Genomic DNA, 21043 nt, shown 5'->3' with positions numbered 1-21043 from the left:
TTACACTTCAACCACAAAACCAAAACGGATGGACATCTGTTTGGTGACTTCCCTCATCCTTTAATGTGAAGAAGTTGCTTACAAGGATCCCACTCAGCTAACCACAAAAAGCGACCACCAACGTCATACTCCGACTCCGGTCCATCTCTATTGACGATAACGCTTCATGAAGGTGAACATACACCCAACACAAAATTTCTATTATAGCCAATGAACACATGATTTCCACTTTCCATAACTAGCATTTACTCAACACCACAAAAAATCCGAAAGTCAACACTCCCGGATTTTTCGCATGTTCAATATAAATCATAAATATTAACCTATCCTAGTTAATTTGTATCATCCTTTTGTTTTGTAAACATCACGATTACATTCGATCCACCTTCATACTTTTGAGAGTTTATCACACGAATACTAACTGACCCACCTTTCATATCAGCAGCATAATGTCTATAAGAGTCATTCTCTTTTTGACCAACGACTTGATCAAAGTCACCAGATACTGAGCCTTCTAAATAACCAACATACAATTCACCAATTTCCTCAGGGGTCACTTTCGTCTCGTACCCAACAGACACCAATTCTTGAATTTCACTTGCTTGAAAAACCTCTGCATCATCTGGCAATGGAATATCTGATGGAAAGGCATCTGGAATCTCTGTATTATTTCCAATTGTCACTGATGCTTCTTCACCATCTTGACCAAAGCCTTTCACCTTAACCTGTTCATTGTCCTCATCAACCGTAACACTATGTTCCTGACCCTCTTTATCCGTTACAGTGACACCGTCCTTTGATAACTTCAACTTATTGCCATCACCAATTGGAATGTTAAAACACCCACTGAGCAAAAGCATAATGACGAATATAAAAGAACCCTTTTTTACAAATTTCATCTTTAAACACCTCTACCATTTGTTGAATTTTTTTGTGCTTGCACATCTGTATACCTATCCATACGAATCTATCCATGACGCACATTGCATGGACAATTACTGTCCTCCTCCTTATGCAATATTGACATCATTATAGATGCGCAAGGTTAAGTCCAGGTAAACATTCAACAATTATTTAAAAAAGAAACGATTGCCCCAAACATAAACATCACACTGACCATACATAACCATGCACAAATATGAACTAGATTAATCTATCGCATTCGCATACAATGTATATATACTTATCTTTAGCAACAGTCATCATTGCGATTTCTCACATCGACTTTTACACACGTTTCTCCTCGCCCTAACACATCTATGATCCACCCAACATAAATTCCTGACTAAACAACACCTTGTAAACCGAGAATCTAACCAACCATAGACATTCACCTAAACCCTATGCATACTCATTTTCTTTCATACAAATATGCCTATAGAAAAGGATGAGCGCCTATGTTTTCTAAACCTATTAAACAGACGCTACTGATCTTAACGGTATTTATAATAACGGCCGTTTCTTTTCCATTGCCAGAAAAAGAAGCCAAGCAAGAAGCACTCACACTAACGGATTCTACTGATAAACTTAGTTTGTACCCTGCCATTTCTATGATTAAAGACCGAAACAACGAACTCACAATCACCGACGTCACATCTGGAAAGTGGAATGATCAATTTATTCCTACAGAAGACATCGAACAAGAGAGCGGTTTTTTTGAGACGGCGACATGGCTACGATTTGACATACGCAATGAGTCCGAAATCAGTGACTGGCTACTTGAATTTGCTTTTCCCCTTATTTATGAGTTACACATTTATGAACAAACAAATAACGGAATCATAAAACACAAAATGGCAGGCGCCAATTTACCGTTTGATAACCGAGACATTAATCACCGTAATTTTATATTTAACCTGCAAATAAATCCCGGTGAAGAAAGAACTTTTTATGTAAAAGCACTCGGTGGTGGTGATTTGCACCCACCTATAATTCTATGGAACAACGAAGCATTTTTTGATAAGTTACAGGTAGAATTCCTACTACTCGGGCTCTTCTACGGCATCGTACTCGTCATGATCGTATATAATTTATTTCTTTACATCAGCTTACGAATAAAAAGCTATCTGTATTACGTCATTGTGATCACTTGTACGTTGATGGGAAAGCTTTCTATTAACGGTTTAGGATTTCAATATGTGTGGCCTAATGCTCCAGAGTGGAATTTGATTGCGACACCCACCTGGGTAAGCTTAGCTTGTATATTCATACTCATATTTACAAGACGCTTTTTAGATGTTGATCAATATATTCCCTCATATAAATATATTGCTTATGGACTGATGACTTTAAATGGCTTCACCTTGTTGTTGTTACCTGTTTCGCATTATACCGCTCTCAACTTTATGGTCATAGGTGCTTTTTCAACTTTTGTTACTGTGCTAGTCGTTGCGTTTATGTGTTTGAAGAGAGGTGCTCGGCAAGCGCGCTTTTATATTATCGGTTGGCTCATCTTTTTAACCGGCGTATTCATAACAATACTAGAACGGTCTGTTGTCTTACCTTACTCATTACTCACAGAATATGCTGGTCAAGGCGCACTCGTTGCTGAAGTTGTCCTTCTCTCCTTCGCTCTAGCAGATAAAATAAAGATCATGCGTACGGAAAAAGAAGCAGCAGAAAAACAAGCGAAAGACAGCCAATCACTTGCAATGGAAAACTTAAAAAAGGTGGATACTTTAAAGGATGAATTCCTAGCGGTCACATCCCATGAGCTGCGTACACCGCTATATGGTATGATCGGAATCGCCGAGTCGTTGCGTGATGGCATCGCTGGAAAGGCCTCCACTGAGATGAAGGAACAGCTTTCAATGCTCATTACAAGCGGAAACAGACTCACACATTTAGTCAATGACATATTAGACTTCTCGAAGCTGAAATATGACGCGCTTGAACTACAACTGAAACCCGTCTATGTTGAAGCCATTGTTGATATCGTGATCACCGTGTCCAAACCACTTATCAAAAACAAGCCTATTAAACTAATAAAAAACTTAGATGAAACATTACCTCCCGTATTCGCAGACGAAAATCGCCTCCAACAAATTTTGTATAACCTACTAGATAATGCGATTAAGTACACAGACAATGGAACCATCACCATTACGGCGACGGTTACCGATGGTGGGATGCAAATCAGTGTGTCGGACACGGGAAAAGGCATACCTGAAAGGGAGCGCAAAAACATATTCAATCCTTTCCAACAAGTAGATCACTCTATTTCAAGAAGTGTCGGTGGAACGGGTATTGGACTTAGCATTACAAAACGGCTAGTCGATCTACATGGGGGACGTTTAACCGTAGACTCGAAGCTCGGAAAAGGATCAACCTTTTCTGTAATGCTACCGATCTACTCAGATAAGCAGCAATGGACCAAAGAAGCTACCGTCACAATGGAACCATTACATTTTTCCAAAACTGAAGCGATACGTAAACCTGTCCAGGACGTCTCTGAAAACACAACACGGATACTGATTACAGATGATGAAGCCGTCAATCTTCAAGTGTTAATGAATCAGCTTGTGCTAGAAGGTTATGATGTTATACCAGTTTTTAATGGAGAAGAAGCTTTACGAATTGTTGAAGAACAAGAGATCGATCTCGTCATACTAGACATTATGATGCCTCATATGTCGGGATATGACGTGTGCCACCTCATACGACAAAAACATTCTTTGATGGAATTACCAATATTAATGCTTACCGCAAAGAATCAGCTTCAAGATACGATCGCCGCCTTTGAAGCAGGAGCGAACGACTATTTGGTTAAGCCTTGTGAAAAACAAGAACTACTCTCGCGTGTCAAAACGCTCGTACAAATGAGGGCACTGAACCAGGAGCTCATTCAAATGAATATACACTTGGAGGAGAAGGTTCAAAAGCGAACAGAAGCACTCAAGATTGCAAATGACGAGCTTCAAGAAATGAACAAAGAACTCATCGACATGGCCGATTCCAGACGTCAGCTATTAGCTAATATTGCGCATGAATTGGGTACGCCTATTACGCTGATCCATGGTTATGTGCAATCCTTACAAAAAGGTGTCGTTGCTTTGAATGATGGTCACTACAATCAGTTAGTATTTGATAAAATCAACGTCCTAAATCGATTAGTCAGTGATTTATTCGATCTGTCTAAGCTCGAAGCAGGAAAAGCCACTTTAAACATGAAAGAAGTCCCGGTGGGCAAATGGTTAGATCAGCTCTATAACAAATGTGAGTTCGCAGTATTACAAGGAAATAGAACATTTAACAGAATAGACCTCCCTCCTAACAGCGAACACGCCATATGTGTCATTGACATTGAACGAATGGATCAAGTTTTTTCCAATTTAATATCGAACGCCATTAAAAACACATCTGAGCATAACGGATGTATATCCATTCACGCCATCATAGACGATGAAAAAGGCCGTCTAAACATTGAAGTTCACGACAATGGCATAGGGATTAAAGAGGATGACATACCATATATATTTGAACGATTTTACAAAGGCCCTTTCTCTGAAGAACATAAGAATGGAACAGGACTAGGACTCACAATTGCAAAAGAAATTATCCACAGTCATAAAGGTTCTATTCATGTTGCAAGCACCGTTAATAAAGGAACAACCTTTTACATTGATCTTCCCGTCATGTTCCGATCTGCAAACGAACAATAACATATTTCCCAGGATGCCTATTGCATGAGCCATGATACGTTTCGACGTTCATGGCTTTTTTTGCATGTCGCGTTAGTGGTCTGAATGTTTTTAAGTCTATTTAACCTAGTGTTAACATTGGTTGCTTAATATCAGTATCATAGCCACATCTCGCTATGAAGGGGGGCGTTCTAAGAAGAGTAGGTTATCTCACCTACTCTATTAATAGCGATTAAGTCGCTAACTAGTAATCTAGTAAAACTAAAAACTGAATAACGAGGTGTAAAAATGTTTGGGAAAACAAAACAGATCAAGTTATCCAAAAACCTATTGATCTTTTTTTGTACGATTCTCGTCATCGGGTCTCTCCTCCCATCACTTCAGGGAATAACCTATGTGCATGCAGAAACAGATGAAAACCATGACACGACCGAGCACATTGATCCACAAAGTGAGGAAAATCCAGAAACAGCTGAGGGTGAAGATGACGCTGAACAATCAGACGAGAATCAAGCAAACGATGAAACAGATCCACCACTTGATGAAGAAGACACCGACGCTAGCACTGAAGAATTGGAAGATGTGGCTGATGCTGACGAGACGTTAAGTGATTCGACTGATTTAGAGAGCACAGGTAAAGAAGCAGACAACGCAGATCATACGACAGATACGTCAGAAGGAACAGAAACCACTGCGGATGACGCAAACACCAAAGACGCAACGTCAACCTCTAACAATCAAGCACAAACATTAAAAAGCTCTCATGACGTGGCTGATCGCAAAGACATTCAGCCCAAAACGCCTGCATCAACAGAACCTATCGAAATCCATACAGCAGAGGACTTAAACAACATTCGGGATAACTTAAGGGGACAATACATCCTCATGAACGATATTGATCTTTCCACCATTAATGGCGATGGATGGTGGGTTCCACTTGGAGAACGTTCTAGCCCATTTATGGGGACATTTGATGGGAACGGGCATACCATTCGTAATCTAAACATTTATAGATATGGTAGTGATGAAGTAGGTCTGTTCTCTTACACGAGTGGGGCCGTGATACGAAATGTCACACTTGAAAATGTGGAAGTAACAGGAAGAGACCAAGTTGGCGCACTCATCGGAACAGGTATTTTCACAACGGTTGACGATGTAACTGTTGTTTCTGCTAACATAACGGGTGATGATAAAGTCGGCGGATTAATTGGTCATTACACAAACAGCAGTGCAGTTCTTAACAGTTCTACATCAGGAACGGTGAGTGGCACTGGTGGAACTGGTGATATTGGTGGGTTGGTTGGATTTTTACATGGTAGCACGATTTCCAATGCTTCTTCTACAAGTGAAGTTGCGGGTGAGAACAATGTTGGCGGCCTTATCGGGAATGCGCTAAGTGACGTTCTCATTAAAGACAGCTTTGCAACGGGAGAGATTACAGGTGACAGACACGTCGGTGGTCTTGTCGGATACACTCGGGGAAGTGAATTCGAAAATAGCTATGCCACTGGCGCAGTGTCAGGATCGGATAATGTCGGTGGTCTTGTGGGATTTCATACCGGGAGTACTACAACAGAAAGCTACGCAACAGGTTATGTATCTAGCACAGATAAAGCTGGAGGATTAATCGGAAGAACAACCGATAGTCTCATTCAAAACAGTTTTGCAACTGGAACAGTGGAAGGAAGCAACATTTATATTGGTGGCTTAATCGGATTGGTACATTCCACAAACGTTGTGAATAGCTATGCAGCTGGGAATGTCGTTGAAGGACGAAATTATAGTGGTGGTTTAATTGGTGGTCACGTGAGTGGTACGACGTTAAACGTTGAAAATAGTTATTACGATAAAGAAACCACCGGCCAGGATGATGAAGGTAAAGGCGAAGGAAAAACGACAGCAGAGATGCAGGACGTTAGCACGTATGATAATTGGGACTTCACTTCCATCTGGGGCATTCATAACGGACAGTATCCTCATTTGCAATTTAATGCACCACCCGCACCTCCGACACCTATTCCTGAAGGGACCATTTATGTAAAAGAAGGATCAAACGGTTACGGTGTAAGCTGGGCTGATGCATTCGGTACGTTGCAAGAAGCTTTAGATATTGCAACAGCCGGTGACGAAATATGGATTGCAGCAGGTACGTATGTGCCAACAAGAGCATTAGATGAAAACGATGAACGAACGAAAACATTCCAAATGAAAAACGACGTCACAATTTACGGCGGTTTCCCAGCAAATGGGGACCCGACCATGTCTGAGCGTAACCCTAAGATTTATGAAACGATTTTAAGTGGTGAATACGAACCCTCTAAACGTGCCTATCATGTGTTTAATCATAGATATTCTCAGGCCACTTTAAATGATACGGCAGTGTTAGATGGCGTTACGATTACAAAAGGTTTTGCAGATGGACAAAATAGTGATCATCAATATGGTGGGGGCATGCATAACAGAAATGCAAATCCGACCATAAGAAATGTAACCTTTAAAGATAACAGGGCTGAAAATGGCGGTGGGGCATTATACAATTTTGGTGCTAGCCCGACATTAACAGACGTTTTGTTTACGGGCAACATGTCATTGGGGTCTGGAGGTGCGATGGCCAACGCGAGTGGTTCGCCGCATTTAGAGCGTGTACAGTTTTTCAGGAACGAAGCAACGTATGGTGGTGCAATTGCCAACTACTCTTCTAGTGAGCCTTTTATTAAAAATGTAACCATTCATGGGAACGGAGCGCTTTACGGAGGAGGCTTGTATATGTATAACAGCTCTCCAACGTTCGTGAACGTATTAATGCATGATAATAAAGCCATATATGACCCTGACTCACCTAGTAGTGGTAAAGGTGGCGCGGTATACATTTCCGATGATAGCCAAAGCACATTTATCAATACAACCATTACAGATAACAATGCAGGTAGATCTGGCCATGGAATATATGCAGGAGGAACAACAAACGCACATCCAGAAACGATCATTGAAAACTCAATTATTTGGGGCAACCATGGTGAGAGCATTTATAACATCAATAATGCTGTCACACAAATCAGTTACAGTTTAATTGAAGGCTCCGGTGGAAGTGACGCTTGGGATGCTGATTATGGAATAGACGGTGGCAATAACTTAGATTTAGATCCAATGTTTACAGACGCCTCGGCTGATGAGTATACACTGGAAGCAGATTCTCCAGCAATAAAAGCTGGTAACAATGAGGCTATACCTGAAAATATCCTTGTTGACTTAGCTGGAAATGATCGTGTGAAAAATCAAATCGTTGACATGGGCGCATATGAATTTCAGGGTGTTATTCCAAGTGAAATCACAGGTGTTGAAGAGCTTGATTCTATAACAGTAAGCTATGGGACAGAGCAAGATGAGCTTGCGCTTCCTGATAAGGTTGAAGTCACTCTAGACGATGGCTCAACAACGTTCGTAGACGTCAATTGGGACGATGCAACACCGATGTATGACCCTGAACAGCCAGGAGATTATGAATTTACTGGTGATCTCATTCTTCCTGAAGGGATCACGAATCCTGATGAGCTCGTCGCAACGACCACCGTCATTGTGGAAGAAGAAGATGACTTGGATGAGGAACAGGATGATAACGAAGAGCAACCTGAAGAAGAAACAGAGGATGAAGAGCAATCTGACAAAACATCAGATAAGGATAAAGGTAACGATGAAGGTAAATCTGAGGAAAAAGAGACCGACACCAAAGCTGAAACATTACCAAAAACAGCAACACCTTATTACACAGTGTTAGCCATCGGCTTGATCATGATACTTGTCGGGGGAGGCTTACTTGTCTTTAGAAGAATCAGACATACAATGAGCTAACGACACATTGAGTTGTTTTTATTAAACGCCTCTAGTCGCATATGACGACTTGAGGCGTTTTTTTTTGGAAATGAGGTTAATGCATCGCACGGAATACGGCGACAGATCGTTATGCGGCTGTACAGACTTTTATACGGCTGAATATGCTCTTATGCGGCGCTTCAGGGATATATGCGGTGGAATCTCATTTTATGCGTCACGATTTTGATATATGCGGCTGGTGCGGATGATATGCGGCTCAATTCGATTATATGCGTTTGCGCTCAGCTCGCACCCTCCATCATATTACTTCTTCAAAACATCTAAGGGAAGTCACCCCAGGTACACTTCCTTTTGATGTTAGTGTGGTGTTGATTTTTTATTTGATAGGTTAGTAACGTTATGCGGCTGCCCAGACTTTTATACGGCTGAATATGCTCTTATGCGGCACTTTCGCGATATATGCGGTGGAATCTCATTTTATGCGTCACGATTTTGATATATGCGGCTGGTGCTGATGATATGCGGCTCAAGTCGATTATATGCATTTGCGCTCCGCTCGCACCCTCCATCATATTACTTCTTCAAAACGTCTAAGGGAAGTCAACACAGGTCCACTTCCTTTTGAATTTAGTGTGGTGTTGATTTTTTATTTGATAGGTTAGTAACGTTATGCGGCTGCACAGACTTTTATACGGCTGAATATCCTCTTATGCGGCGCTTCCGAGATATATGCGGTGGAATCTCGTTTTATACGTCACGATTTTGATATATACGGCCGGTCTGGATGATATGCGGCTCAATTCGCTTATATGCGTTTGCGCTCAGCTCGCACCCTCATTCATAAGTCTATGCACCTCGTCCTCTCCAAAAAACCGCCCTCCGACACGAGGGCCGGAGGGCGATACCTATATCAGTCTTACTTAGTTAACCTTCAAATTCAAAGCTGCCTTCATACTATTGAGGACAGGTGATTTTTGTAGTGCTACTTTAGCAATTTCTTCTACTTGTTCCTTCGTAGCTGACGTCTTTGCTGTTAAGTTGATTGTTGGATTCAATACGCCACCGTCGCCTTCTTCAAGTCCCAAAAAGACAGCTGCGTTCAAACCTGCTTCAACATTAACCTCTACAGATTCCAATTCAATGCCTTGTTGACTAGATAATACTTCGAATGTAATCGCAAAGCAACTGCCCGCTGCTCCAATAAGCATTTCGACTGGATTTGCACCTTCATCCGTTCCCCCCAATGGAGCTGGTTCATCCACAACCATCGGAGCAAAATCACGAATTTGCAACGTGTTTTTTACACCGGTTTCCCAGTTAATCTTTGCATGCCAATCACGCATTTTCAAGGATGGATCCTCGGATATTGCTTTGACTGTTTGTTCTACTGCTTCAAATTGAATACCATTCATGTTAAAAAACCTCCATAAAATATATGTTTGTAAACTCTATTGATAGCATATATTTTTAGAGGATAAATAGATGTAAGCTTCCTTACATTTGAGCAGTTTTTTTAATCCAAAGTCGCTGATTTTCATGACGGACTATCCCTTTTTGCATCCATTTATTAAGCAAAAAAGTCACAGTCTCCCGCGTAGACGCAATCATTCCGGCCAAATCCTTATGCGTCAAATAAGGAGGAAGCGGACACCAACCATCTTGTGCTTGGTTCTCCTCCATAAGCTTGATGATCGTACGCCATAACCGTTCCTCGACTTTATCATAGGCGACCTGTTCTAATATCATTACAACATCCCGAAGCTGATCAGAAAAATGCTGCAACAGCGCAAAGGATAATTTAGGGTTATGCGTGACCTCATCAACAATTTCTTGTTTCGTCACCTTTACAACAGAAACAGGTGTCAAAGCAATCGTGAACGTATCACTTTCCTTATTTGAAAAAATACGTGCCAAATCGATGAAGTCTCCAACTGTTAAAATGCCTAACACACATTCCTTGCCGTCCTCATGGAGGTGAAAAATACGTACATCACCTTCAACAATTAAATATATATCATCCGCGACGTCGAATGGTGATGTCACTTGTTCCCCTTTTTTAAACGTATATGTCTGACGGCTCATCCATCCTTGTCTTGTTTCTTCATCAAATAAATGGAAAACACTTGTCGGCTGTAATGGATTCTGTTCAATCATATGACTGCTCCTTAATATTGTCTATTGATTAAATTTATATTGTCCATGCATACAGCTCTATTATTCTCCTTTTCACATATAATAACAAGGATGCTGTTCATAACAAAAATACCCGTCATTTGTCAAATCATTTTAAAATTCGACAAGTGACAGTGAACAACCGTACACCTTATATTTCAAGCGATTCCTCTCATTAAATATGGGATGATTGATTGAATATATTGTTCAGAGGTTTGTGTTGTTTGTTGTTTCCATTTAATAGATGCGCCATATATCGCCCAACTAAGCATACCAGAGGCGATTTTAAGTGCTTCCTGATCATGTGTAGGGTGCTCTTTTTTAAGTACCGTGTAAAATATAACCTCTAATTGTTCACGTATAATACGAGCAATTGTATCTTCATAACCTCTATGACAGCGATTTGACAAGGCACATTGAAAATTGGTAATAGCCTTAAATACATTGATAAACAGATCCTCATTCAGTTTGTAACTTTCATTGCACTCTAACTTAATCAATAACACTTCTGAAAGTGCCTTTTCCTGCAAGTCATATATATCGTGAAAATGATAATAAAAAGTAGCACGATTGATCATCGCTTCTATTGTAATGTCCTTAACTGTAATATCACGAAATTCTTTTTGGCTTGATAGCTCTATAAATGCATCCATGATTAAGCGACGAGTGCGTTGAACACGAGGATCTATTTTATGCTTTGTCATCGGTTATTTCACTCCTAGTTTTCCAACAGTTTTATCAATATGTCGTATAAGCAACATATTACGTCTTCTATCGGTATGGTTCATTTTCATTATGTACTAAAATATCTTTACAAACAAATACATTCATTCAAACCAAGGAGGGACCAGCATGTCAAATAACCATCAAATGATATGTGATATGGAAACAGGCGTATGTGGTGTTGCCGAAGATGAAGATTTAGACGTGATCGATTTGAGCCAAAAAGCTAAAAAAGTTGATTTATATTATGTCACCGATCCTATTTGCTCTCACTGTTGGGCGCTTGAACCCGTTTTTCGTCAATTTAAAATACAATACGGGCACTATTTTAATGTTCAGATTGTCATGGGGGGATTACTTGAAAAATGGAGTGACGATCCAATTGATCCTTCAAACGGTATCCAAAAGCCTGAAGATGTTGCAGGCCATTGGAGGGAAGTGGGCGAACACTCACGAATGCCTATTGATGGCACATTGTGGTATAACGATCCCGTTCAATCATCCTTTCCACCTTCTCGTGTTTTTAAAGTCATTCAAAACATGACCAGCGATGCACTAGCTGATCAATATCTACGGCGGTCAAGAGAGCAATTATTTGCCTTTAATAAAAACATTGCAGAAAAGAGCGTCATGATCGACATTGTAAATGAAATGGGACTTGACGGAAAGGCCGTTGTTACTGAATCCGAAAAGAGAGGACAACAGCTGTTAGATGAAGACTTTCAACGCGCAGCAAAACTAGGTGTTCGTGGCTTCCCGACAATTATTATGGTTAATGAGGAACAAAAAGGCGTAAAAATCGTTGGGGCTCGTTCCTTAGATAATTATGTCGACGGACTTAAACGAATCTTAAACGAGAAAATACTAGCACCAAAATCAGCACCACCACTTTCTAGCTTACTCAAACAAGATCAACTGCTTTTCTCAAAAGAAATAGAAGTGATGTATGATATTGAGGCTCCTGAAGTAAAAACATTCATAGAACATCATTTAACAGCGGGCACATTTCAAACACAAACCCTTTTAGGTGAAGTGTATGTCAAAACGATTTGAAATCGTGTCTGTGATCACCTCTTGAGTTATATTTTTTGTCGTGTTTAATCGCTAGCTCTTGCATGATGCGTCACTCGTGTAAACTATTATGATGTCAACAGAAATTAGAAAAGCTCAGCGCACAACGCTGAGCTTCAATTCATTGTTTCTATTACATCGGCAAAAACAGTACCTTCCAAATGCAGTCTTGCTCAACCATTTGAAAGGCACCGCTGATACATCCGTAGTAAGAATTTTTCCCCTGTCGATACGCTGCATAAAGTTTTTGTAGTTTCGACAAGCGAAGGGCTTCATCTACCTAAAGTCTAATCCACTTATAATTTAAATCGGCCGACAAGTGTGTTCAGTTGCTCAGCTAGCTGAGCGAGTTGCTGGGAGCTTGCTGCGACTTCTTCCATAGAGCTGCTTGATTGTTGTGCAGATGCAGCGGTTTCTTCAACACCTGCTGCAGATTCCTCTGAAATAGACGCAATGTTCTCGATTGATTCATTCATATTTTCACTATTAGCGACGATTTCAGATAGATTTTGAGACATCTCGTTAATCCGTGCTCCCTCATCTCTCACTGCTGTCTGAATATCATTAAACGTGTCCCGCGTCGACTCTATTTGCGTCGTACCAGCCTCAACCTCGTTATAGCCCTCTCTTAATGAGCCTGAAACGGCACCTGTTTCATTTTGAATGTTGGTCACAATGGACGTAATGTCATTAACAGATATGGCGACCTGTTCAGCAAGCTTTCTGACCTCATCAGCTACAACAGCGAAGCCTTTGCCATGCTCACCTGCTCTGGCTGCTTCAATCGCTGCGTTCAAAGCGAGTAGATTCGTTTGCTCAGCGACATCTTTGATCACAGAAACGAGCTTCGATATCTCCTTAGATTGTTCATCAAGACCACCCATTTTTTCAACAGCATCTTTAACGATTTGTTCAATTCGTTGCATTTGTTCAGCTGATGATTGCATTAATTGATTACCCTCAGCCGTTAAATTCAACACTTTTCCAGAGTTCTCTTGGATGTACGTGCCATTTTCATTGGCCGTTTTAACACTATCTGCTAAAATGCCCATAATCGAAGCAAGATGACTTGCACTATTCGCCTGCGTCTCTGCGCCTGATGCTAATTCTTCCATAGTTGATGCAACCTGCTCCGTACCGGACTTAACCTCATTAGCAGCTTGCGTTAATTCTTCACTTTGACTTGAAACAGTTTCCGATACTTCATAAACCTGTTCTAAGAGATCACGATTATTTTTGTTCATCATGTTGGTTGCCGTCACAAGCTGGGCAATTTCATCTCTCGCCTTTGTTTCTAATGGCTCATGACTTAAATCACCATCTGCTAAAGCATTCATTCTTTGCATCACTTTAGTTACGGGTTTTGTAATAGAGACGGACGTTAAAAAAGCAATGATTAAACCGAAAACCGTTACCACAGCTGCAATGATTATATTAATACGTGAAGTCGTAGTGCCCTGTTTCACCATTGATTCCCCGTGTTCGACCATATGATCTTCCCGTTCTAAAGCTAGCAAATCAAAGCCGTCCTCAATCTCTATCATAAGTGATTTGACTGACGATAAAGTTTGTACAGCGCGAGATTCATTGCCTGAGTCAAGTTCTTCTAAAGCGGTTGCAATTGTGCTTTCCCAAATGGCCAGCTTTTTCATCAATTCCTTTAGTTCAGCAGATTCATTTATAGAAGATATATTCTCTGCTGTTTCCTTCATCTCATCTAACGTTTGATATAATTGAGACTTACTATTTTGATCATTATATATCATATATCCCTCGACCAATGCAGAGCTTTTATACATATTAGTCGCTAAGTTTTTTTCCATGATTAGTAAAGGAAGTTCTTCTTTCATAATCTCTTTCGTGTCCTCGTTAATATCCTCTGTCATGATATAGCTCAACAAACTAATTAATGAGGTTAAAATAATAATTACACCAAAACTCAACAGTAATTTTGTTCTAATACGCTTGAAAGAAAGACGTTTTTTCAATTAAGTACGCTCCTATCCGAAATAAATTTAAATTTTGACTAAACTAAAACGCTCCTAAGAATCTGATCAAACGCCTACAATTCTTAAGATCAAAAACAAATAAAACAGTAAAAACACCATGATTAAGCCTTATGTACTATATTTATATCGGACAAAAGTCATGTTTTTAAAGATTATTTGTCATTATTTGGTTTTTGTTAGACAATTCTTGAATTTGTCGTACTCAAAAAGCCCAGCATATGAATGCTGAGCTTCAATTCATTGTTTATTGCATCGGCATAAACGGTACCTTCCAAACTCCGTCTTGCTTAACCATTTGAAATGCCCCACGCTCTTCGTTATCCTTTGATCGAAAATAAAAGACTGTCTCGTTTTCAGGCAACTGATTATAAAAGACAGTATAATCTATTTGAGCAGCCAGCTTGCCATATTCAGGGTCTGCCACTTCTTCAGCTTCTTTTCGTACAATGTCTTTCTCGATATCTCCCAAGATACCCGTTTTGTCATACATTGAATAATACGTGTCAAAATCACCTTGATCCTGTGCATACATATACAGTCGCATGACGTCAAATGCTGATACATCCCGTAAGAGCTCTGGATTTTTTTCCTGCTGATACGCTGCATAAAGCGCTTGTAGTGTCTCATCTAGAGGTAACAGGGCTTCATGTATCACTTCGGCATCCTCGTCTTCTTCATACGAAGGTACATATTGATAGCCTAACGCTTCACTCACTTCTTCTGAGGTCACTTTCCGATCAACCCTTATCCAATCATTCGCCTTATAGGTCTCCACTGCGTCATATACCAAAGCCCACAAGCTTGATTCCTTATGCGTTTCGACAAAAGTTCGCAGCTCCTCCTGGGCATGAATAGGAATTTGCTCTCCCACTCTAACACCAGCTGACAGATAGTCATTTAAATAAATGGTTGTGAGCGGAAATAAATCATATTCAAAATACTGCGTCTGTCGGTCTTCTTTATACTTCTCATAATAGGCGTCAATCTCTAACAGAACGTCATCAAATTCATCCCAGGTCAAACCATAGTCATTACCAATACCAGGATGATCCGGATCAACTTCTGTTACGAAAAGGCGTAAATAACTCTCAAACGATGCCCCGGCAATGTTTAAATTCTTCACCACCTCAATCATAAACGTGTAATCAACTTTAACCTTCAACTGTCCATCAGACCGCTGCAAGATGTGATACCCATTTTTATTCAGAGCTCGAAGTAAATCTTTTATGGCATCCGGTCCAGGATAGGCTTGTAAGTTGTCTTGGAACGTCACAATGTCTTTCTGCTCTTCAACGGTCAACTCACTTTTTGAAATTCTCCCTGCCAATACTTCTTGAAAATCAACCTGAAATTCTCGTAAACCTTCAATCATAAATTTTATATCTAAAATTTTTCCTACATCATCAGATCCGTGACTATTCTGTATACGGCTCATAGCTCTTTCGGGTGTATACAAAATACTACTGATAGACTGCTCTCCAGATTCGATCGCGTCAGGGCTATCCTTGTCTTCATAATAATTAACCATCTCCCTAGCACGTTGAACACGATAGAAATCATCGACATTTTTCATCCCAATTGATTGTCTAAAATATTCCTTTCCCTCTAGAAAAAAAGTCATTAATTCATTCGAATCAGAGTTGGATTCATCATTTACTTGATCATCTGCATGACCATCTGCTTGCTCGTTTGACTGATCTGTCATTGTAAACAACATAATCGCAAAGATCATTAAAACAGCAACCCCCGCTGCTGGTGGTCCTAGTCTTCGCCATATCCCGGGCTTCTTCTCTTGATATATCTCATCCACAATCGATTGCTTATCAGCATACTCCGGCATTCTCTCGTAGTCTTCTTTCATGTCGTTAAGCAGCTTATCAAAATGCTTATCATCCATGATCTCTCACCTCCGCATCATTTGCTTCTTCAAACAATTCCTTCAGATGCTTTTTCCCGCGATGAATTCGCGTTTTAACAACGGATAGTTTAACGTTTAAAATCAAGGCAATGTCCTCATAAGACTTGTCATGAAAATAGTATAAAATAAGAGCTGTCTTGTACTTATGATTCAACTGTTGCATGCATTCGTGAAGCAATACATGCGACTCATTTTCAAAGAAATAGTACGTTTCCTGCTTTGGATGCTTTCTTTTAGCCTTTTCCAATAAGCTGCGCTGTCTTTTTTCCTTTCGGTGGTGATCTCTCGCCACATTTAATGTAATTTGATAAACCCAGGTCGAAAACTTTCCCTTCGTGTACCGATGGATGTTCCGATGAATTTTAATAAATGTTTCCTGAACAATATCAGGTATCGACGCCTCGTTTACCCCAAACTGAAAGGCAAACCGTTCAATGATAGGCTTATAGTCATCAATCATCTGCTCAAAAGCATACATATCATTGCATTTCACACGTTCAATGATTGCATCGTCGTCCACAACGATCCTCTCCTCTAATGCTGCCTCTAATAATGATGTATCTACTTATATAACGTAACATTTCCACCCGTTTGTTACATAAGTTAAAAGAAAATTTTTAGATCAAAATAGAAGAAACGCCTGCCGCTTGTCAAAAATTAGACAAGTGGCAGGCGCCTTATATCTTTCATCATAGGTTATTAATCCTGTTCCTTACGTTCTTCCAAAGCTTAAAGGTCAACGAATTGGTATGCTCTTCATTTTTTACAAGTGGTTTATATGCCTCTAAAATCATGATAGTTCGTGTCAAAATATAAACGCCAACCATAATTGCACCTACAAATATTGGATAATAAGTCTGAAACAATTCTGGATCAATATGCTTTCTTTCTAGTAAAAAACCAATTCCACCCACAGCAAGTGAGATAGCACCTATGACGGAAATAGCCGTGTACTTTTTCTTAAGCGTTTCATATCTCGCGATCAGCTCTTTATGATAGTTGTGATCAAATAATAGACGCTCCCGCTTCAGCACTTTATAGTGGTCTTCCTCTTTAAACCCAGCCGTAACAAGCAAGCCAATACCGAGTACGCCAATGACGACGATCATGATCGAGTACATGTCCATTGTTTCCTTCAATTGGACATACGGAACACGCGCTAAAAATAAAAATAAGACGATAAAGCTTAATCCTAACGGAATGTATTTAGCAATTTTGCGCTGACTTATCAAGTACCCTTCCGCCATTTCTTTACTCACATAATACCCTTCAGCATGATCATGTTGTTCTTCAGGGCCGTCCTTTAACAAATAATCAACCGACACATCAAAAATATTGCCGATCATAAGTAGCTTGTCAGTCTCAGGATAGCCTTGTCCGTTTTCCCATTTACTAATCGCTTGCCTTGTCGTATTTAATTTCTCCGCTAAAGCCTCCTGCGACAGACCTTTTTGTTTTCTCAGCTTAAATAGCTTTTCACCAAAAGCCATTGCAACCAACTCCTTTGTTCTAATAGCTCGATTGTATTAAAACAATATAACCCATTCTATATCTCAGCGGTTGCACTTTGTCAACTAAAGGTTGCATTGTTGTTATAACGGGGTTTAAAGGCAACTCCTCGTAAAAAAGCCCTTTAGACAACTGGGTCTAAATGTGCCAGTAGCTTTAATAGCTTATTCAACATAATCCAACGGGAGTTTTCGGTTTGGTAGGCACTACTAAAAAGCCTCTTTTTTATTCCTATAATAATATTTAATTTACAATAGTGTGTGTCACACAGTATAATGGAAGTAGGAGTTGATTGTATGAGCGCTGACAATGAGATCATTCATAAGCTGATGCAGGAATTGAGAAGGGGCACCATTACGATTGGTGTCTTAAGCCAGTTAAAAGAAAAACAATATGGCTATTCTTTAGTTACGTTATTAGAAGAGAAAGGCGTACAAGTGGAGCCAGGCACGCTATATCCATTGCTGAGACGGTTAGAAAGCCAAGGACTATTACAGAGTGAATGGGATACAAATGAAGCGAGGCCGCGTAAATATTACGTATTAAGTGAAACAGGCCAAAATGTTTACGACACATTATGTTTAGAATGGAAAAACATTGTGACAAGCATGGACATCTTAATGGAGGAGGGAAAATAAAGATGGATATGATCGAACGTTATATTTATGCTGTGACACAGAAAGTCCCTCAGTCCCAAAGATCTGATATTGGAATGGAGCTGCGAGGGTTAATTGAAGATATGCTTGAAGGAAGAACTGGTCAACAGCGCAATGAGGAAGATGCGATTGAAGAAGTGCTGTTAGAACTAGGTAGCCCGGGAGAATTAGCTGCACAGTATCGCGGCTCAAAACACTATTTAATTAGTCCCGAACTATTTCATTCGTACACAACACTTTTGAAAATCGTATTATTGTCTATTTCTATTGCAATGGGCGTCGTATTCATAATCGAATCCATCATGGATCCGCAAGCTATTTTAAATCATTTTATTGGATTGATAACGTCATTCTTTAATGCAGGCATACATGCTTTTGCATGGATTACAATCGGATTTGCAGTTGCAGATTATAAAGCAATCATACCCGAAGAGCTCAAGCATAATTTCAAGGGTGAGTGGAAGCCAACAGATCTTCCCCCTATTCCAGACGAAAAGAAGCAAATAAAACGCGGAGAAACGATCGTAGGGATTGTATTTTCCTTAATATTTATTGTGCTAATCATTTCTGCAAGTGGATTATTAGGGATTCCAATTGTAAAAGACGACACGTTCGCAGGCATTATTCCATTTTTCAACCAAACAGCCATTAACACACTATTACCGTTTATTTATGTCTTCTTAGGAATTAGCATTCTTAAGGAATGTTTGAAATTAATCAGTGGTAAATGGACAAAGAAGCTCGCCCTTTATTATTTTTTCCTGAATATCGCATCCATAGGCCTGCTCTTTGTTATTTTCAAGGATCAAATGATCTGGAATCCTACTTTTATGGACCAGCTATCACAAGTCCTTGAACTAAAAACGCACAGTAATGAATATGCTATGATCAACGACATCTGGCAACGGTCTACACAATGGATATTAATCATTTTCATAGCTGGCATATTAATTGAAACGGTTTCGGTATTTTATAAGGCATATCGAAAATAATCATCCAACAGTCACGATCCGTTGTAAAGGATGGTGACTGTTGCAGCTTCACTCTTATTAGTGAGCTCTATTCCGGAAGGACTATTATGGATCAACTTCTTCTTTTTTGCTATAAACTTCATAAGCAATATAACCAACTAACATACCTATTCCAGGTCCCCAAGCAGTTGCAGCTAATAATGAAAAAGACGTAAAAATGCTGAGAAGTGTCGCAACAGCTAAACCAATCATCATTCCGAGTGGTATTAAGCTGTCTAAGAAATTTTGAGCACTTTTTGTTTTCTTCTTACCCAGAGTCCCTTTCTCATACTTATGTTTCATCCTTAGAATTATAAATAATGCAATCCCACCTACTACTATTATCGGCAGTACAATAGGTAAAAAATCTAACGGTAAACCCATATCATGCACCATCCTCTTTAAAATTTTCGCATAATATATTCCGTTAATATTTCACTTCACAATCCCTACACACCTAATCCTTGCGCCATTCCATTAAAAACTCTGCCTCACCAGTTTGATCATCTATTAACGCTTCTTTTATTGAAAAGCCATGTCGCTCATAAAAATTAACCGCTCTTTGATTTCTCTTGTACACTTTTAGTTGAATGTGATCCGTTCGTGCCTTTATATAATCCAACAACTCACGTCCGTAACCTTCACCTTGATGCGCAACCTCAATGAACAAAGCTGCCAAATAATGATCGACCATTGAAACGAAACCGATAACACCCTTTTTATTCGTTATCACATATGTTTCAGACATAGGCAAATATGTGTCTCTCATCGCTGTTCGCTGTTTTTCCCAATAATCCTTATGGATGAAATCATGCGCCAGTATGGAAGCTGTATACCATATGTCAATGATTTGATTGACGTCTGTTTTATCGTATTTTCTAATCTTCACGTTATCACCTTTTTAAATGGGACCGAACATACCCTAACCCAATCAAGACCGATGTTCATTCAGCTTTTGTTGTAAGTATTCCTCTGATTTTCCTTTTGGGATACTGAGGCTCTCCCAATTGTCATTTAATTGCTTGCCAATGTGAACAATCTGTCCGATATGATAGGCATAGTGAGCCAATTGCCTTTCAATCGCTTCTATAACCGTATGGCCTTCCCCTCGAATTTTGACAGTCTTTAATAAATCTTGTTCGCCCAACCCTTCTAATGTATCAAAAAGCGTATTCCAGCCTTTTTCCCACACTGCTATTAATGCTTGTTTAGAGGAGATGTCATTTTCGAATTCCTGATCACGGTGCCTATCAGCTTTTTCTCCATCCGTCGTTAAAAAATCTGACCATCTGGACACCATATTCCCACTTAAATGTTTTGCGATAATCGCAACACTATTTGACGCTTCATTTAAGGTCCAGTGAATGTCATCCTCAGATAATCGGCTTAGCGTTCGATCTCCAAGATCTTTAACACTTCTAAACCTTTCTACTATAACTTTCAAATATTCATCTCCAAGATTCATCAACACGCCCCCTCGTTATATGACTTTCATCAGCTAAAA

16 protein-coding genes are annotated in these 21043 nt (G+C 39.8%); 5 read left to right on the top strand and 11 right to left on the bottom strand.

Annotated features, from left to right (window positions below):
• Nucleotides 1–332 precede the first annotated feature (332 nt).
• A complete protein-coding gene (locus tag HPC67_RS08600) occupies nucleotides 333–899 on the bottom strand; it encodes a hypothetical protein (RefSeq protein WP_217587180.1) in 567 nt (188 codons plus the stop codon).
• 498 nt (nucleotides 900–1397) lie between these two features.
• Between HPC67_RS08600 and HPC67_RS08595 the strand changes: the two genes are divergently transcribed.
• Nucleotides 1398–4661, top strand: coding sequence for an ATP-binding protein (locus HPC67_RS08595; protein ID WP_217587179.1), 3264 nt, complete (start codon nucleotides 1398–1400; stop codon nucleotides 4659–4661).
• A 267-nt stretch (nucleotides 4662–4928) separates the two neighbouring features.
• Nucleotides 4929–8489 (top strand): GLUG motif-containing protein, encoded by a 3561-nt coding sequence (locus HPC67_RS08590; RefSeq protein ID WP_217587178.1) that lies wholly within the window; start codon nucleotides 4929–4931, stop codon nucleotides 8487–8489.
• Nucleotides 8490–9391: 902 nt separating this feature from the next.
• Here the strand turns inward: HPC67_RS08590 and HPC67_RS08585 are convergent.
• From HPC67_RS08585 to HPC67_RS08575, 3 genes are all read right to left on the bottom strand, one after another.
• Complete coding sequence (locus HPC67_RS08585) at nucleotides 9392–9883, bottom strand: OsmC family protein (protein WP_217587177.1); 492 nt, start codon at nucleotides 9881–9883, stop codon at nucleotides 9392–9394.
• 82 nt (nucleotides 9884–9965) lie between these two features.
• Complete coding sequence (locus tag HPC67_RS08580) at nucleotides 9966–10625, bottom strand: Crp/Fnr family transcriptional regulator (RefSeq protein ID WP_217587176.1); 660 nt, start codon at nucleotides 10623–10625, stop codon at nucleotides 9966–9968.
• A 176-nt stretch (nucleotides 10626–10801) separates the two neighbouring features.
• Nucleotides 10802–11347: a TetR/AcrR family transcriptional regulator gene (locus HPC67_RS08575; RefSeq protein ID WP_217587175.1), complete on the bottom strand. Its 546-nt coding sequence runs from the start codon at nucleotides 11345–11347 to the stop codon at nucleotides 10802–10804.
• 148 nt (nucleotides 11348–11495) lie between these two features.
• On the opposite strand from HPC67_RS08575, the gene HPC67_RS08570 reads away from it, so the two are divergent.
• Nucleotides 11496–12419: a DsbA family protein gene (locus tag HPC67_RS08570; protein WP_217587174.1), complete on the top strand. Its 924-nt coding sequence runs from the start codon at nucleotides 11496–11498 to the stop codon at nucleotides 12417–12419.
• 314 nt (nucleotides 12420–12733) lie between these two features.
• On the opposite strand, the gene HPC67_RS08565 is transcribed toward HPC67_RS08570, so the two are convergent.
• From HPC67_RS08565 to HPC67_RS08550, 4 genes are all read right to left on the bottom strand, one after another.
• Nucleotides 12734–14425 carry a methyl-accepting chemotaxis protein gene (locus HPC67_RS08565; protein WP_217587173.1) on the bottom strand — a complete coding sequence of 564 codons (1692 nt, stop codon included), beginning with the start codon at nucleotides 14423–14425 and terminating at the stop codon, nucleotides 12734–12736.
• 265 nt (nucleotides 14426–14690) lie between these two features.
• Nucleotides 14691–16343, bottom strand: a complete 1653-nt coding sequence (locus HPC67_RS08560; RefSeq protein WP_217587172.1) for a hypothetical protein — start codon at nucleotides 16341–16343, stop codon at nucleotides 14691–14693.
• Nucleotides 16336–16884, bottom strand: a complete 549-nt coding sequence (locus HPC67_RS08555; RefSeq protein ID WP_217587171.1) for an RNA polymerase sigma factor — start codon at nucleotides 16882–16884, stop codon at nucleotides 16336–16338. Before HPC67_RS08555 ends, HPC67_RS08560 begins: the two co-directional genes overlap by 8 nt.
• Before the next feature lie 169 nt (nucleotides 16885–17053).
• Nucleotides 17054–17854, bottom strand: a complete 801-nt coding sequence (locus tag HPC67_RS08550) for a helix-turn-helix domain-containing protein (protein ID WP_217587170.1) — start codon at nucleotides 17852–17854, stop codon at nucleotides 17054–17056.
• A 315-nt stretch (nucleotides 17855–18169) separates the two neighbouring features.
• On the opposite strand from HPC67_RS08550, the gene HPC67_RS08545 reads away from it, so the two are divergent.
• Together HPC67_RS08545 and HPC67_RS08540 are read left to right on the top strand one after the other, a co-directional pair.
• Entirely contained in the window at nucleotides 18170–18511 is a 342-nt protein-coding gene (locus HPC67_RS08545) for a PadR family transcriptional regulator (protein ID WP_217587168.1), read from the top strand.
• 2 nt (nucleotides 18512–18513) lie between these two features.
• Complete coding sequence (locus tag HPC67_RS08540; protein ID WP_217587167.1) at nucleotides 18514–19521, top strand: hypothetical protein; 1008 nt, start codon at nucleotides 18514–18516, stop codon at nucleotides 19519–19521.
• Nucleotides 19522–19605: 84 nt separating this feature from the next.
• Here HPC67_RS08540 and HPC67_RS08535 read toward each other — a convergent pair whose 3' ends face one another.
• The 3 genes from HPC67_RS08535 to HPC67_RS08525 all read right to left on the bottom strand — a co-directional run bounded on the left by HPC67_RS08535 (nucleotide 19606) and on the right by HPC67_RS08525 (nucleotide 21004).
• Nucleotides 19606–19923 (bottom strand): hypothetical protein, encoded by a 318-nt coding sequence (locus HPC67_RS08535; protein WP_217587166.1) that lies wholly within the window; start codon nucleotides 19921–19923, stop codon nucleotides 19606–19608.
• Nucleotides 19924–19996: 73 nt separating this feature from the next.
• Nucleotides 19997–20428, bottom strand: coding sequence for an N-acetyltransferase (locus HPC67_RS08530; protein ID WP_217587165.1), 432 nt, complete (start codon nucleotides 20426–20428; stop codon nucleotides 19997–19999).
• Nucleotides 20429–20470: 42 nt separating this feature from the next.
• Entirely contained in the window at nucleotides 20471–21004 is a 534-nt protein-coding gene (locus tag HPC67_RS08525; protein WP_217587164.1) for a DUF1572 domain-containing protein, read from the bottom strand.
• Nucleotides 21005–21043 lie beyond the last annotated feature (39 nt).

This window comes from Lentibacillus saliphilus (assembly GCF_019093865.1).
Classification (GTDB): Bacteria; Bacillota; Bacilli; order Bacillales; family Amphibacillaceae; genus Lentibacillus_B; species Lentibacillus_B saliphilus.
This window is presented reverse-complemented; position numbering and strand designations above follow the sequence as displayed.

Coding starts and splice junctions, on each gene's coding strand:
- HPC67_RS08600 (WP_217587180.1), bottom strand. CDS start 899: ATGAAATTTGTAAAAAAGGGTTCTTTTATATTCGTCATTATGCTTTTG.
- HPC67_RS08595 (WP_217587179.1), top strand. CDS start 1,398: ATGTTTTCTAAACCTATTAAACAGACGCTACTGATCTTAACGGTATTT.
- HPC67_RS08590 (WP_217587178.1), top strand. CDS start 4,929: ATGTTTGGGAAAACAAAACAGATCAAGTTATCCAAAAACCTATTGATC.
- HPC67_RS08585 (WP_217587177.1), bottom strand. CDS start 9,883: ATGAATGGTATTCAATTTGAAGCAGTAGAACAAACAGTCAAAGCAATA.
- HPC67_RS08580 (WP_217587176.1), bottom strand. CDS start 10,625: ATGATTGAACAGAATCCATTACAGCCGACAAGTGTTTTCCATTTATTT.
- HPC67_RS08575 (WP_217587175.1), bottom strand. CDS start 11,347: ATGACAAAGCATAAAATAGATCCTCGTGTTCAACGCACTCGTCGCTTA.
- HPC67_RS08570 (WP_217587174.1), top strand. CDS start 11,496: ATGTCAAATAACCATCAAATGATATGTGATATGGAAACAGGCGTATGT.
- HPC67_RS08560 (WP_217587172.1), bottom strand. CDS start 16,343: ATGGATGATAAGCATTTTGATAAGCTGCTTAACGACATGAAAGAAGAC.
- HPC67_RS08550 (WP_217587170.1), bottom strand. CDS start 17,854: ATGGCTTTTGGTGAAAAGCTATTTAAGCTGAGAAAACAAAAAGGTCTG.
- HPC67_RS08545 (WP_217587168.1), top strand. CDS start 18,170: ATGAGCGCTGACAATGAGATCATTCATAAGCTGATGCAGGAATTGAGA.
- HPC67_RS08540 (WP_217587167.1), top strand. CDS start 18,514: ATGGATATGATCGAACGTTATATTTATGCTGTGACACAGAAAGTCCCT.
- HPC67_RS08535 (WP_217587166.1), bottom strand. CDS start 19,923: ATGGGTTTACCGTTAGATTTTTTACCTATTGTACTGCCGATAATAGTA.
- HPC67_RS08525 (WP_217587164.1), bottom strand. CDS start 21,004: ATGAATCTTGGAGATGAATATTTGAAAGTTATAGTAGAAAGGTTTAGA.